This is a genomic window from Paracoccus sphaerophysae (assembly GCF_000763805.1).
Classification (GTDB): Bacteria; Pseudomonadota; Alphaproteobacteria; order Rhodobacterales; family Rhodobacteraceae; genus Paracoccus; species Paracoccus sphaerophysae.
The window spans coordinates 1-13,746 of record NZ_JRKS01000040.1 but is presented as its reverse complement, the minus strand read 5'-3'; the positions used below and the strand labels follow the sequence as shown (position 1 = coordinate 13,746).

Genomic DNA, 13,746 nt, shown 5'->3' with positions numbered 1-13,746 from the left:
TGGCAACGCGCGCTGCCGTTGCGCGCCGGGGCAAAAAGGATTCGGTGCGCCCCCCGCCTCGTGCTAAAGTCGCAGAGATTTGAGTGCGTATTTGCTGTCGAGGGGGATTTTCATGCTGCCGCTACCCGACACACGTTCCGATCTTTCCGTGCCCCCGGCCGCCCTGCAGGCCGGCCTGACCGGTGCGCTGCCGCAGCGCCGGCCCGACCCCGAGGACGGCGACGCCTCGCTGGCGCTGGCCCTGATGCGCAGCGTGGTGCAGCCGGTGATCCTCATGGACCCCGACGGCCGCGTCACCCAGATGAACCCCGTCGCACAGGCGCTGCTGCTGCCCGATGGGGCCGCGCCGCCGCAGGGGCGGTTCTGGTGGCAGATGTGGGCCCATGCCGACGGGCTGTCGCTGCGCCGCGCCCTGGCCGACGCCGCTGGCGGCGATACGGTGGCGATCACGCTGGATTGCCGGCGGGCGATCGCGTCCCACGCGACGCTGGTGCCGGTCGAGGATTCGCAGGGCCGCGTCGCCAAGGTGCTGTGCGTGCTGCGCGCGCGCTAAGGCGGCAGAATCCGGTTGACTCCCGCCCCGCGCCGCGTAAAAGGCGGGCTTCACAGATTTCACGGGGTAATCGGACAGCGGCCCGCAGGCCCGCCCCGCAGCAGGAGCAGGACCTATGGCGAAGCCGACGACGATCAAGATCCGTCTGAACTCGACGGCGGGCACCGGGCATTTCTACGTCACCAAGAAGAACGCCCGGACGATGACCGAAAAGATGACGGTCAACAAATACGACCCCGTCGTCCGCAAGCACGTCGAATACAAGGAAGGCAAGATCAAGTAAGATCAGCCCGACTTGCCGAGTTGGACCGCGCCCGGCCCTGCCGCGGCGCGGTTTTCGTTTGCCCGTCCGGGCGGTCGTCACGAAACCGCCACGCCCCCGTCACGCCGCAGTCGCGCACATCCGCCATACTGCAGGCGCAGCGGACGAGGTGCGGCATGGCGCTTGTGGCAGTCGACAGCGGAAAGGCCGTTCCGGCCGGGCTGTGGCAGCGGGCGGCCGACCTGCCCGCGGGGCGGCCGATCGTGGTGATGATCCACGGGTATCGGTTCTCGCCCGACCGCGCCCATGCCTCGCCGCATCGCCATATCCTGTCGCTGACGCCCGACCCGGACTCGCGCCGGGCGGCGTCGTGGCCGGGCGCGCTGGGGTTCACCCGCGACGGCGATGAAGGGCTGGCGGTGGCGCTGGGCTGGGATGCCTGCGGCGCGCTGCGCGCGGTCGACGGCCGGGCCGCGGAAACCGGCGCCCGGCTGGCGGCGCTGATCGACGCGCTGGCGCTCACCGCGCGGCGGCCGGTAGCGCTGATCGGCCATTCGCTGGGCGCGCGGGTGGCGCTGGCGGCGCTGCGCCGCGCCTCGCCCGGCGCCGTCGGCCGGGTGGTGCTGCTGGCCGCCGCCGATCTGCGCCCGCGGGCCGAGGCCGCCATCGCCAGCCCCGCCGGGATGCTGGCCGAGGTCATCAACGTCACCTCGCGCGAGAACGACCCCTATGACCTGGCGCTGGAGCTGATCCTGTCGGCGGGTCGCCACCGGGCGCTGGGCTTCGGGCTGGACCGGCCGCGCCCGAACTGGATCGATCTGCAGATCGACGCGCCGGAGACCCTGGGCTTTCTGGGCCGCCTCGGCTTTTCGATCGAAGGCGGCGCCAGCCGCGCCTGTCACTGGTCGCCCTATCTGCGCGCCGGCCTGTTCGAGGTCTGGCGCGCGGCGCTGTGCACGCCGCAGGCGCTGCCGCTGTCGCTGCTGGCGATGGCGCGGCCGGAGCGGCCGGCGCGGCGCTGGTCACGGCTGCTCGCGCCTCAGCGCGAGTCGTCCTCGGGGAGGGCGTAGCGCCGGATCAGCGGCATGTTGGCGGCGAAGAAGCCGATCGTCAGGACGATCAGCCCGACCGTCTTGAACAGCACCCAGGTGGTATCGGACTGGGTCCGCCACACGATCTCGTTCAGCACCGCAAGGGCCAGGAACAGCACGACGAGGCGCTGGGTCAGCTTGCGCCAGCCCTCGGGCGCCAGCGGCACCATCTCGCCCATCGCGACGCCCAGCCAGTTGCGGCGCAGGGCCAGTCCCAGCCCCAGCAGACCGGCGAGCACCAGATAGATGATCGTGGGCTTCATCTTGATGAACCGGGCGTCGTTCAGCCAGACCGTGAGCCCGCCGAAGATCACCACGATGGCCAGGGTGACCAGCTGCATCACCGACAGGGTTCGGGTCTTTGCCCACAGCACGGCATTGGCCAGCAGGGTCAGCGGCACGAAGACCAGCGTCGCCACGATCAGCCCGGGATAGGTTTCCCCGCCCCAGGTCACCGTGCGGTCGCGATACAGAAGGAACACTGCCAGGAAGGCGAAGAGCGGGCCATAGTCCAGCGCGGCCTTGAGGCCCGGGGACAGCGGAGGGGATCGGTCGGTCATGGACAGGTTCTGGCCGATGGGCGTGGGTTCGGCAAGGGGACCGGAGTGGCTTGCGGTGCGGCCGGAGCCTCCGGCGGGGATATTTGAGACAAAGAAGAAAGGGCAGGGGTCAGAACGGGACGTCGTCGGGGGTGATGTCGCGGGCGGCGTCGCTGGCCGGCTGGACATAGGCCGCCTTGATGGTCTTGAAGCCGGCCGGGAACTGCACGGTCAGCGTGTCCTCGGCGATGCCCATGACGGTGCCGCTGCCGAATTTCTGGTGGAACACCCGTTCCCCCACCGCAAATCGCGCGCCCGGGTCGGCGTCGATCACGATCGGGGTGCGATGGACCGGCGCGGCGCGCGCGGCGGCGCGTTCCTGCATCCGCTTCCAGCCCGGCGAGTTGTAGACGTCGGCGTTGCTGGCGCGCTGGTGCATCTCGCTGCCGCCATTGGCGCCGGCAAAGGCCATCGCGGCGCCGTAGCCGCCGCCGTAGAGGCCGGGCGGGGTCAGCACCTCGACGTGGTCCTCGGGCAGTTCGTCGATGAAGCGCGAGGGCAGGGACGACTGCCATTGCCCGTACATCCGGCGGTTGCCGGCAAAGGTGATGGTCGCCAGTTCCTCGGCCCGGGTGATGCCGACATAGGCCAGGCGGCGTTCCTCCTCGAGCCCCTTGAGACCCGATTCGTCCATGCTGCGCTGGGACGGGAACAGCCCGTCCTCCCACCCCGGCAGGAACACGATGGGATATTCCAGCCCCTTGGCGGCGTGCAGCGTCATGATCGAGACTTCCTCGGCCTGCTCGCCCTCGGACGCGTCCATCACCAGCGCGACGTGTTCGAGGAAGCCCTGCAGGTTCTCGAACTCTTCCAGCGCCTTGACCAGTTCCTTGAGGTTTTCCAGCCGCCCCGGCGCGTCCGGCGCCTTGTCGTTCTGCCACATCGCCGTGTAGCCCGATTCGTCAAGGATGCGCTCGGCCAGTTCGACATGGTTGACCGTCGAATCGATCGCGTCGGCGTGCCAGCGGCCCATCGCGGCGCCGAATTCGCGCATCTGGTTGGCGGCCTTGCCGGTCAGTTCGCCCGAGGCCGTGGCGGCAACCGCGCCCTCCAGCAGCGACAGGCCGCTGGCGCGGGCGACGCGCTGGATGGTCTGCAGCCCCTTTTCGCCAAGGCCCCGCTTGGGAGTGTTGGCGATGCGTTCAAAGGCCAGGTCGTCGGTCGGCGACACCGCCAGCCGGAAATAGGCCATCGCGTCGCGGATCTCGAGTCGTTCGTAGAAGCGCGGGCCGCCGATCACCCGATAGGGCAGGCCGATGGTCATGAAGCGGTCCTCGAAGGCCCGCATCTGATGGGCGGCGCGCACGAGGATGGCGATGTCGTTCAGGCTGCGCCGGCCGACCGAATGGCGGTGGCCGCCGTGGAACGCCTCGATCTCCTCGCCGATCCAGCGGGCCTCGGCCTCGCTGTCCCAGTGGCCGATCAGGCGCAGCTTTTCGCCCCCCTCGGCCTCGGTCCACAGGGTCTTGCCCAGTCGGCCCTTGTTGGCCGCGATCAGCCCCGAGGCGGCGGCGAGGATATGCGGGGTGGAACGGTAGTTCTGTTCCAGCCGGATCACCTGGGCGCCGGGGAAATCCGTCTCGAAGCGCAGGATGTTGCCGACCTCGGCCCCGCGCCAGCCATAGATCGACTGGTCGTCGTCGCCCACGCAGCAGATGTTGCGGTGCCGCGCGGCCAGCAACCGCAGCCACAGATACTGGGCGACGTTGGTGTCCTGGTATTCGTCGACAAGGATATAGGAAAACCGGTCCTGCCACTGGCCCAGCACGTCGGGATGGGCCTGGAAGATGGTCACGCAATGCAGCAGCAGGTCGCCGAAATCGGTGGCGTTCAGCTCCAGCAGGCGGCGCTGGTATTGTGAATACAGCGCGACGCCCTTCCCGTCGAAGGCGCTCGATTCCCCCGAGGGCACCCGCGAGGGCGTCAGAGCGCGGTTCTTCCAGTCGTCGATCAGCCCCGCCAGCATCCGCGCGGGCCAGCGCTTTTCGTCGATATTCTCGGCCGCGATCAGTTGCTTGAGCAGGCGAATCTGGTCGTCGGTGTCGAGGATCGTGAAGCTGGGCTTCAGATGCAGACCGTCGCCGCCCACCAGCTCGGCATGGCGGCGCAGGATCTTGACGCTGACCGAGTGGAAGGTGCCCAGCCACGGCATCCCTTCGACCGTCTCGCCCAGCAGGTGGGCGACGCGGGACTTCATCTCGCGCGCCGCCTTGTTGGTGAAGGTCACGGCGAGGATGCGGCCCGGCGTCGCGCGCCCTTGGGTCAGCAGATGCGCGATGCGGGTGGTCAGCGCGCGGGTCTTGCCGGTGCCGGCACCGGCCAGCAGCAGCACCGGGCCGTCGAGCGTCTCCACCGCCTGACGCTGGGCGGGGTTCAGCCCGTCCAGATAGGGCGCCGCCCGCCCCGCCATCGCGCGTTGCGACAGCGAAGGACGGGCGGCGGCTTCGAAGGCATCGGCGTCGTCGAACTGGCTCATGGCCGCAACATAGTCGCTTCCATGCCGCAGCGAAAGAGCGTGTTCACGCCTTGTTCGCATCCTCGAGCGCGGCCGGCGCGTGCGGCGCATCGTTGCGGGTGCGCCACAGCGAATACCCCACGCCCGCCGCCAGGATCACGAAGGTGACCGACAGCGAGACGGTCGGCGGCACCTTCTCGATCCCCAGCATCTCGGCCACAATCACCTTCCCGCCGATGAACACCAGCAGCACGGCCAGCGCCTGCTTGAGATAGGCGAAGCGGTGGATGATCGCGGCCAAAGCGAAATACAGCGCCCGCAGGCCGAGGATGGCGAAGATGTTCGAGGTATAGACGATATAGGGGTCGGTGGTGATCGCAAAGATCGCCGGCACGCTGTCCACGGCAAAGATCACGTCGGCGATCTCGACCATCGCCAGCGCCAGGAACAGGGGCGTCGCGAACAGCAGGCGGCGGCCGGCGCGGTCGGTGCGGCGGACGAAGAACCGCTCGCCATGCAGGCGGTTCGTCACCCACAGGTTGCGGCGCAGGAACTGGAAGGCGCGATTCTGCGACAGGTCGTGCTCCTCGTCGCCCGACCACAGCATCCGCAGGCCGGTGATGATGAGGAAGACGGCAAAGACCAGCAGGATCCATTCATAACGCGCGACCAGCGTGGCGCCGACCCCGATCATGATGCCGCGCAGCACGATGACGCCCAGGATGCCCCAGAACAACACCCGGTGCTGATAGGCGCGGGGGATGGCCAGCGCGCCGAAGATCATCGCGATGACGAACACGTTGTCCATCGCCAGCGACTTCTCGACCACGAACCCGGTGAGGTATTCCAGCGCCGGTCCCTGGCCCATCTGCCACCAGACGAAGCCGCCGAAGCCCAGCCCCAGAGCGATATACATCGCCGACAGCATCAGCGAGCGGCGGACGCCGATCTCGCGGTTGCCGCGGTTGAGGACGCCAAGGTCCAGCACCAGCAGCACCGCGACGGCGGCGATGAAGGTCAGCCACATCCACAGCGGCTGGCCAAGAAAAAGGGCGGTAAGCGCCATCGGTATCTCCTGCGATCTGACGTGATGCGACCGACATCACGATCCGCAGGGATCGTCAGCGGGGCCCGGTCTCGACCAAGCTAGGGGCGCGGCGGCCGGGGTCAACCCCCGCGTTGCGCTTTTTTGCCGCTGGGCGTATCCGGCGGACATGACCCAGCGCCCGCTTCACCCCCGCACCCGCGCCGTTCACCACGGCATCCGCCGCAGCCAGTATGGCGAGATGGCCGAGGCGCTGTTCCTGACCCAGGGCTTTGCCTATGACAGCGCCGAACAGGCCGAGGGGCGGTTCCAGAAGGTCGGGCCGGACGAGTTCATCTATGCCCGCTACGGCAACCCGACCTCGCGCATGTTCGAGGACCGCATGGCCTCGCTGGAAGGCACCGAGGACGCGTTCGCGACCGCGTCGGGCATGGCGGCGGTGAACGGCGCGCTGATGGCAATGGTGCGGCCCGGCGACCGGGTGGTGTCCGCGCGGCAGCTGTTCGGGTCGTGCCTCTACGTGCTCGACATCCTCGCCCGGTTCGGGGTCGACGTAGTGATGGTGGACGGCACCGACCTCGACGCCTGGCGCGCGGCGGTCACCCCGGGCACCAGGCTGTGCTTCTTCGAAACCCTGTCCAACCCGACGCTCGAGGTCATGGACATCCAGGGCATCGCCCGCATTGCCCACGACGCCGGCGCGCTGGTCGTGGCCGACAACGTCTTTGCGACCCCGGTGTTCAGCCGGGCGGTGGAGCAGGGCGCCGACGTGGTGGTCTATTCGACGACCAAGCATGTCGATGGCGGCGGCCGCGCCCTGGGCGGCATCATCTGCGGCACGCGGCAGTTCGTACGCGAGGTGGCCGAGCCCTATCTCAAGCACACCGGCGGCGCGATCAGCCCCTTCAACGCCTGGATCATGCTGAACGGGCTGACCACCATGGACCTGCGGGTCCGGGCCATGGCCGACAGCGCGCTGGCCGTCGCCACGGCGCTGGACGGGGCAGGGGTGCGGACCATCTATCCGGGCCTGGCAGCGCACCCGCAGCACGACCTTGCGATGCGGCAGATGGGGACCGGCGGCACGATGATCGCCTTCGACCTCGGCTCCAAGGAGGCCGCCTTTGCGGCGCTGAACCGGCTGGCACTGGTGTCGATCTCGAACAATCTGGGCGATGCCAAGTCGATCGCCACCCACCCCGCGACGACCACCCATCAGCGCCTGTCGGACGCCGACCGTGCCACGCTGGGGATCGGACCGGGCCTGATCCGCCTGTCGGTCGGCCTGGAACACCCCGACGACCTGATCGCCGACCTGCTGGGCGCGATCGGCTGATCCCCAGCGGCACGGGGCAGGGGCGCGATCTTCTGTCCGAAAATATCCTCGGGGGGGCCGGAGGGCGAAGCGCCCCCGGTCGCGCCCGCCCGCGCCAGACGAAACATTCTTTAATCCGCCGCGTTTCTGCCCATATTGACCGCAGCGCCGCGCCCCTGCCGCGCCCGTCCTGCGAGGTGACGATGACCGAGAGCCGCCCGCTCACCCCCGTCTATCCCGCGCTCAGCCGGGACTATCCGGCCGATTTCACCGTATCCGACCAGTACCGCGCCAGCCTGCCCGACCTGCAGAACGGCCCGGCGAGCCTCATCGTCGGCGCCCGCAAGGCGATCCAGCATGTCGGGATTTCCAATTTCCGCCTGCCGATCCGCTACAAGCGCCAGGACGGCGGCGAGACCACGCTGGAAACCAGCGTCACCGGCACGGTCAGCCTCGATGCCGACCGCAAGGGCATCAACATGAGCCGGATCATGCGCTCGTTCTATGCCCATGCCGAAAAGCAGTTCTCGCTAGGGGTGCTGGCGGCGGCGGTCAACGACTACAAGGACCACCTCGACAGCTTCGACGCGCGCATTCAGATGCGGCTGTCCTATCCGATGCGGGTCGGCTCGCTGCGCTCGGGGCTTGAAGGGTGGCAGTATTACGACATCGCGCTCGAACTGGTCGATCAGGGCGGCGAGCGCCTTCGGATCATGCATTTCGACTATGTGTATTCCTCGACCTGCCCCTGTTCGCTGGAACTCTCCGAACACGCCCGCGAAAGCCGCAGCCAGCTGGCGACGCCGCATTCGCAGCGCTCGATCGCGCGCATCTCGGCGGTGATGCAGGGCGACGAAAAGCTGTGGTTCGAGGACATGGTGGCGCTCTGCCGCCGCGCCGTGGCGACCGAGACGCAGGTGATGGTCAAGCGCGAGGACGAACAGGCCTTTGCCGAACTGAACGCCGCAAACCCGATTTTTGTCGAGGATGCCGTGCGCGCCTTCGCGCACGAACTGGACGCCGACCCGCGCATCGGCGATTTCCGCATCATCGCCAGCCACCAGGAATCGCTGCATTCCCACGACGCGGTCAGCCTGCTGACCGAGGGGCCGACCTTCGCGCAGATCAGCCTCGACCCGATGACATTCGCCGGGCTGCGGGCCTAGATCCAGCCCACGGCGACCAGCCCGGCCATGAGCGCCGTCCACAGCCCCAGGCCGCAGAGGCAATAGACCCCGTTCCAGCGCGGCCCGACGACGATCGGGGTCTTGCCGACCAGGGCCGCGGCATAGGCGACGGTGGTGATGACCGGCGAAAAGATCATCACCAGGCTCCACGCGCCTGCGAGGCTCAGGCCCGCGGCGGCGTCGCTCAGCCCCGGGATGTGCAGCCGCGTCACCACCGCCCCCAGCACGGCGGCGGTGATGATCGGGTTGATGCCGACGCTCGCCAGCCCGAACAGCAGGACGTTCAGCGCCAGGATCGCCGCCGGCGCGGTGACGCTGGCCCCCGCGACCAGCGCCTGCACGCGGTCGACCGGTATCAGCTCCAGCGCCAGCACCGACAGCAGCCCGGCCGAGGCGAAGATGGCGATTTCGCCCGCCGCCAACGGAAAGCGGCGGACGGTCAGCGCCGCGCAGCGCCGCATGGCCGCGGCGGGGCCGCCGGGCTCTGCCGCCCCCAGCCGCCCGGCCCACAGCAGGCTGTAGCCCGGGACCGCCAGCAGCAGCGCGTGCTGGAAATCCAGACCGGTGCCGGTGCTGATCGCCAAGACCAGCCCGCCGAGGGCCAGGACGTGCAGCACCAGCCGGACCAGCCCGATCCGGTCGCGTGGATCGGCGGGCGGCGGCGCAGCCATGCCCGGCGGCCGGGCCGGGGCCGTGGCCCAGTCCAGCGCCCAGCCCGCGGCGAGGAACAGCAGCGCGACGCAGATGCCGGGCGGCCCGATCTGCAGATAGCTCAGCCCCGGCATTGCCAGCAGCAGCGTGTTCATCCCGAAGCCGAACGGCGACCACAGCGGGATCAGGCTGAAGCCGCGCAGCGTCGCCACCGTCATCCTCCGCAGCTTGATCTCGCGCACGCCCGGCTGCCGGGACGCGGGATCGGCGGCCAGCGCCCGGACGGCCATTTCCAGCAGGATCGCAAGCCCGCCCAGGTTGATGAGCAGCCCGAAGACATGCCCGCCGCCGGCCAGCGCCAGATATCGCCGGCCCGGCGGCTGGGCGGTCAGGTAGCGGCCGGACTGGGCGATGGCCGGCGCCTCGCCCGCGACCACGCGCAGGATTCCCAGCAGCGCCAGCAGCGAGGCCAGAAACGCCATCCGCGACAACCCGTCGGCCAGGGCGCCCGGCTCGATCCCCTGCGCGACCGCCAGCGCCAGCAGCAGCCCGGACAGGATGACTGGCACCCACGAGGCGAGCGTGAAGCGCCGCCATTCCAGCACGAGATACACCGCCAGCGCCGCCCCGGCGAGGAACGGCAGCGCCGCCGTGTGCCAGACGATCTCGGCCAGCGACACGAGGATCACCAGGCAGATGCACGCTTGCGAGATCACCGTTGCGGCCGATCTTTGCGGCAACCCGGTCACGGGATTTCCGCCGCGGCGGTGGGAAGGGGACGGGACAGGGGCATGGTCGACTCGGGGCGCAGGGTGGGCCGGCTGCGGCGGGGCTGCAATCCCTGCCGCGGCCTTCTTGCGGGCGCCCGGCGCGCTTTCTATAAGCCCGGCATGGTTCCCGCGGTCCGGATATCCCGAATTAGCCGCCCGGCGGCGTAGCGGTCACGCGCGCGCCTGCCGGGATGACGCCTGCCTGACCCGTTTGCCCCAGGATGATCCGCATGCCCGCCGACACCCCCGACACGACCGCCGCCGCCCTCGATGATCGCGCCCCCGATTACCGCGCCACGGTCTTCCTTCCCGAAACCGACTTTCCGATGCGCGCCGGGCTGCCGCAGCGCGAGCCCGGCTGGCTCGAGCGCTGGGAACGGCTGGACGTCTATGACCGCTTGCGCACGGACGCCGCGGGGCGACCGCCCTTCATCCTCCATGACGGCCCGCCCTATGCGAACGGGCATCTGCATATCGGCCATGCGCTGAACAAGGTGCTCAAGGACTTCATCGTGCGCTCGCAGCAGATGATGGGCCGCGATGCGCGCTATGTGCCGGGCTGGGACTGCCACGGCCTGCCGATCGAATGGAAGATCGAGGAACAGTACCGCGCCGCTGGCCGCGACAAGGACGCCGTGGACGTGGTCGAGTTCCGCCAGGAATGCCGCCGCTTTGCCGAGGGCTGGGTCGATGTCCAGCGCGAGGAATTCAAGCGCCTCGGCATCACCGGCAAGTGGGACGACCCCTATCTGACGATGGACTACCACGCCGAGGCGGTGATCGCGGCCGAGTTCATGAAGCTGCTGATGAACGGCTCGCTGTATCAGGGGTCCAAGCCCGTGATGTGGTCGCCGGTCGAACAGACCGCGCTGGCCGAGGCCGAGGTGGAATATCACGACCACACCAGCCACACGATCTGGGTCGGCTTCCCGGTGGTGGCGCAGCACGACTTCGCGCAGCTGGACGGCTGTCTCCGCAGCGATCTGCTGGGGGCGCAGGTGGTGATCTGGACGACGACGCCTTGGACCATCCCGCAGAACCGGGCCGTGGCCTATGGGCCGGGCATCGCCTATGGGCTTTACCAGGTGGCCGAGGCGCCCGAGGGCTCGATGGCCAGGCCGGGCGGGCTTTACCTGCTGGCCGACAGGCTGGCGGACGAGACGTTCCGCGCCGCCAAGCTCGAGCCGGGGATGGTGCGCCGCCTGCGCGACGTGCCGGCCGACGAGCTCGCCTCGCTGGTGCTGGCGCATCCCTATCGGGGGATCGAGGGGGGCTCGGGCGAATGGGACGCCGACATCCCGCTGCTGCCCGGCGATCACGTCACCGAGGACGCCGGGACGGGGTTTGTCCACACCGCCCCCAGCCACGGCGACGACGACTATCAGCTGGGCCTGCGCCACGGGCTGAAGATGACCCACAACGTCCTGCCCGACGGCAGCTACCGCGCCGACCTGCCGGTCTTCGGCGGGCAGGCCATCCTGACCGCCGAGGGCAAGGAAGGCCCGGCGAATGTCAGCAACATCAAGGCGCTGGCGGCGCAGGGGGCGTTGCTGGCCAAGGGCAAGCTCAAGCACTCCTACCCGCATAGCTGGCGGTCCAAGGCGCCGCTGATCTATCGCAACACGCCGCAGTGGTTCGCCGCCATCGACAAGCCGCTAGCCGACGGCATGGGCGAGCAGGGCGACACCATCCGTGCCCGCGCGCTGGCCTCGATCGACCGGCTGGTCCAGTGGACCCCGCCCTCGGGGCGCAACCGCATCTTCTCGATGGTCGAGGGGCGGCCGGACTGGGTGCTGTCGCGGCAGCGCGCCTGGGGGGTGCCGCTGACCTGCTTCACCCGCAAGGGCGGGCGGCCGGACGACGCCGACTTCCTGCTGCGGGATGAGACGGTCAACGCCCGCATCCTCGAAGCGTTCGAGAAAGACGGCGCAGATGCCTGGTATCGCGACGGTTTCAAGGAAACCGTGCTGGCAAGGATCGTGAACCCCGACGACTACGACCAGGTCATGGACGTGCTGGACGTGTGGTTCGACAGCGGCTCGACCCATGCTTTCGTGCTGCGAGACCGACCAGACGGGGCGTCGGATGGGATCGCCGATCTGTATCTGGAAGGCACCGACCAGCATCGCGGCTGGTTCCAGTCCTCGCTGCTGCAGGCCTGCGCGACGCGCGGCCGGGCGCCCTATCGGGGGGTGCTGACCCACGGCTTCACCCTGGACGAAAAGGGCATGAAGATGTCCAAGTCGCTGGGCAACACCGTCGCCCCGCAAGAGGTCATCGACCAGTATGGCGCTGATATCCTGCGGCTGTGGGTGGCGCAGTCGGACTATACCGCCGACCTGCGGATCGGGAAGGAGATCCTGAAAGGCACCGCCGACGCTTATCGCCGGCTGCGCAACACCATGCGCTTCATGTTGGGCGCGCTGGACGGGTTCTCGGATGCCGAACGGATCGCGCTGGCGGACATGCCCGAGCTGGACCGCTGGGTCCTGCACCGGCTGGCCGAACTGGATGCCCGCGTGCGCGACGGCTACGCCGCCTATGACTTCCAGGGCGTGTTCCGGGCGCTGTTCGACTTTGCCACGGTGGACCTGTCGGCCTTCTATTTCGACATCCGCAAGGACGCGCTGTATTGCGACGGCCCGGACAGCCCCCGCCGGCGGGCGGCTCGGACGGTGCTGGACGCGCTGTTCCACCGGCTGACGCTGTGGCTGGCCCCGATCCTGCCCTTCACAACCGAGGATGTGTGGCTGTCGCGCTTTCCGTCCGAGACGGACAGCGTGCATCTGCACGACTTCCCCGAGACGGCGGACGACTGGTTCGACGACCAGCTGGCCGCGAAATGGGAGGCGATCCGCCGCGCCCGCCGGGTGGTGACGGCGGCGCTGGAACTGCGCCGCGCCGACAAGACCATCGGCGCCAGCCTCGAGGCCGCGCCCGTCGTCCATGTCGAGGATGCGGGCCTGCTGAAGGCGCTGAAGTCGGTCGATTTTGCCGACGTCATCATCACCTCTGACGTGGTGCTGACCGGCGACCCGGCCCCGGGCGAGGCCTTTCGCCTGCCCGAGGTTCCCGGCATCGGCGTCGTCTTCGAGACGGCCGAGGGCCAGAAATGCCAGCGCTGCTGGAAGATCCTGCCCGACGTCGGCAGCCACGACCACCCCGCGACCTGTGAACGCTGCGACGCGGTGCTGGACGCGGCGGGCGTCTGATCGAAACCGGCCGAGGCGCGTCCGCGCGCCCCCGCCGCACCGCAAAAGGACACCGCCATGCTCTCGACCGTGCTGATCCTCGTCACGCTGGGCCATGCCGACGCGCCGCATGTGGCCTTCTCGACCGCGCCGGACATGGCGGCCTGCGAGGAAAAGGCCACGGCGCTGACCGGGGTGCTGACAGGCGCGGGCTATCGCATCGCGGCGCGGCGCTGCATCCAAACCGACCTCGCCTTTGCCCCCTATGACCACGGCGCGACCGAGTTTCCCGCGTCCTACCGCCTGACCCTGCCCGCGGAGGCCGCGCAGGGCGCCACCATCGAGCCGCTGGCGACGCTAACGGAGTGCACCGCGAACCCGGACGGCGACCCGGCGGTCTGGTGCGCGGTGTCGGCGCAGCCACTCGTCTCGCGCTGACCCCTCCGGCGGTCCCGTGCCGTCGCGGCGCGACCGCCTTGCCAGACCCGCCCGGCTTTGCCACAAACGAGCAGGCTAGCCGAAGGACCCGCCGTCCCATGAACGATATCTCCGTCGCCGAGCGGCGCCTGGTTTCCGCGCTGGATCGCCTGGACCATACCGTCGACCGCGCGGCGCGCCGCATGGCCG

At 69.3% G+C, this 13,746-nt stretch carries 10 protein-coding genes and 1 pseudogene; 7 read left to right on the top strand and 4 right to left on the bottom strand.

Going from position 1 to position 13,746, the window contains the following annotated elements; all coding sequences use genetic code 11:
• The first annotated feature begins 112 nt into the window (after positions 1-112).
• The 3 genes from IC63_RS11495 to IC63_RS11485 all read left to right on the top strand — a co-directional run bounded on the left by IC63_RS11495 (position 113) and on the right by IC63_RS11485 (position 1,885).
• The gene (locus IC63_RS11495; protein ID WP_036720486.1) at positions 113-553 is read left to right on the top strand and encodes a PAS domain-containing protein; all 441 of its coding nucleotides are present in this window, start codon (positions 113-115) and stop codon (positions 551-553) included.
• Positions 554-668: 115 nt separating this feature from the next.
• Positions 669-836, top strand: coding sequence for a 50S ribosomal protein L33 (gene rpmG, locus IC63_RS11490; protein ID WP_011750518.1), 168 nt, complete (start codon positions 669-671; stop codon positions 834-836).
• Positions 837-991: 155 nt separating this feature from the next.
• Positions 992-1,885 carry a DUF726 domain-containing protein gene (locus tag IC63_RS11485; protein WP_036720484.1) on the top strand — a complete coding sequence of 298 codons (894 nt, stop codon included), beginning with the start codon at positions 992-994 and terminating at the stop codon, positions 1,883-1,885.
• On the opposite strand, the gene IC63_RS11480 is transcribed toward IC63_RS11485, so the two are convergent.
• From IC63_RS11480 to IC63_RS11470, 3 genes are all read right to left on the bottom strand, one after another.
• Entirely contained in the window at positions 1,855-2,466 is a 612-nt protein-coding gene (locus tag IC63_RS11480) for an inner membrane-spanning protein YciB (RefSeq protein ID WP_036720482.1), read from the bottom strand. The genes IC63_RS11485 and IC63_RS11480 overlap by 31 nt on opposite strands.
• A gap of 109 nt (positions 2,467-2,575) precedes the next feature.
• The gene (locus IC63_RS11475; protein WP_036720479.1) at positions 2,576-4,981 is read right to left on the bottom strand and encodes an ATP-dependent helicase; all 2,406 of its coding nucleotides are present in this window, start codon (positions 4,979-4,981) and stop codon (positions 2,576-2,578) included.
• Between the two features lie 43 nt (positions 4,982-5,024).
• Positions 5,025-6,026 carry a TerC family protein gene (locus tag IC63_RS11470; protein ID WP_036720477.1) on the bottom strand — a complete coding sequence of 334 codons (1,002 nt, stop codon included), beginning with the start codon at positions 6,024-6,026 and terminating at the stop codon, positions 5,025-5,027.
• Between the two features lie 148 nt (positions 6,027-6,174).
• Between IC63_RS11470 and IC63_RS11465 the strand changes: the two genes are divergently transcribed.
• On the top strand, positions 6,175-7,341 hold the full coding sequence (locus IC63_RS11465; RefSeq protein WP_036720475.1) for an aminotransferase class I/II-fold pyridoxal phosphate-dependent enzyme: 1,167 nt from the start codon (positions 6,175-6,177) through the stop codon (positions 7,339-7,341).
• 206 nt (positions 7,342-7,547) lie between these two features.
• Positions 7,548-8,486: pseudogene (folE2, locus tag IC63_RS11460) on the top strand (GTP cyclohydrolase FolE2); the annotation flags it as partial.
• Here folE2 and IC63_RS11455 read toward each other — a convergent pair.
• On the bottom strand, positions 8,483-9,874 hold the full coding sequence (locus IC63_RS11455) for a hypothetical protein (RefSeq protein ID WP_156965453.1): 1,392 nt from the start codon (positions 9,872-9,874) through the stop codon (positions 8,483-8,485). The pseudogene folE2 and the gene IC63_RS11455 overlap by 4 nt on opposite strands.
• Positions 9,875-10,158: 284 nt before the next feature.
• Here IC63_RS11455 and ileS point away from each other — a divergent pair, with 284 nt between their 5' ends.
• Entirely contained in the window at positions 10,159-13,140 is a 2,982-nt protein-coding gene (gene ileS / locus IC63_RS11450) for an isoleucine--tRNA ligase (RefSeq protein ID WP_036720510.1), read from the top strand.
• A 57-nt stretch (positions 13,141-13,197) separates the two neighbouring features.
• On the top strand, positions 13,198-13,557 hold the full coding sequence (locus IC63_RS11445; protein WP_036720468.1) for a hypothetical protein: 360 nt from the start codon (positions 13,198-13,200) through the stop codon (positions 13,555-13,557).
• The last annotated feature ends 189 nt before the right edge of the window (positions 13,558-13,746 follow it).

What these genes read in the sequence shown, in the direction of transcription:
- IC63_RS11495 (WP_036720486.1), top strand. Translation starts at nt 113, where the DNA reads ATGCTGCCGCTACCCGACACACGTTCCGATCTTTCCGTGCCCCCGGCC.
- rpmG (WP_011750518.1), top strand. Translation starts at nt 669, where the DNA reads ATGGCGAAGCCGACGACGATCAAGATCCGTCTGAACTCGACGGCGGGC.
- IC63_RS11485 (WP_036720484.1), top strand. Translation starts at nt 992, where the DNA reads ATGGCGCTTGTGGCAGTCGACAGCGGAAAGGCCGTTCCGGCCGGGCTG.
- IC63_RS11480 (WP_036720482.1), bottom strand. Translation starts at nt 2,466, where the DNA reads ATGACCGACCGATCCCCTCCGCTGTCCCCGGGCCTCAAGGCCGCGCTG.
- IC63_RS11475 (WP_036720479.1), bottom strand. Translation starts at nt 4,981, where the DNA reads ATGAGCCAGTTCGACGACGCCGATGCCTTCGAAGCCGCCGCCCGTCCT.
- IC63_RS11470 (WP_036720477.1), bottom strand. Translation starts at nt 6,026, where the DNA reads ATGGCGCTTACCGCCCTTTTTCTTGGCCAGCCGCTGTGGATGTGGCTG.
- IC63_RS11465 (WP_036720475.1), top strand. Translation starts at nt 6,175, where the DNA reads ATGACCCAGCGCCCGCTTCACCCCCGCACCCGCGCCGTTCACCACGGC.
- ileS (WP_036720510.1), top strand. Translation starts at nt 10,159, where the DNA reads ATGCCCGCCGACACCCCCGACACGACCGCCGCCGCCCTCGATGATCGC.
- IC63_RS11445 (WP_036720468.1), top strand. Translation starts at nt 13,198, where the DNA reads ATGCTCTCGACCGTGCTGATCCTCGTCACGCTGGGCCATGCCGACGCG.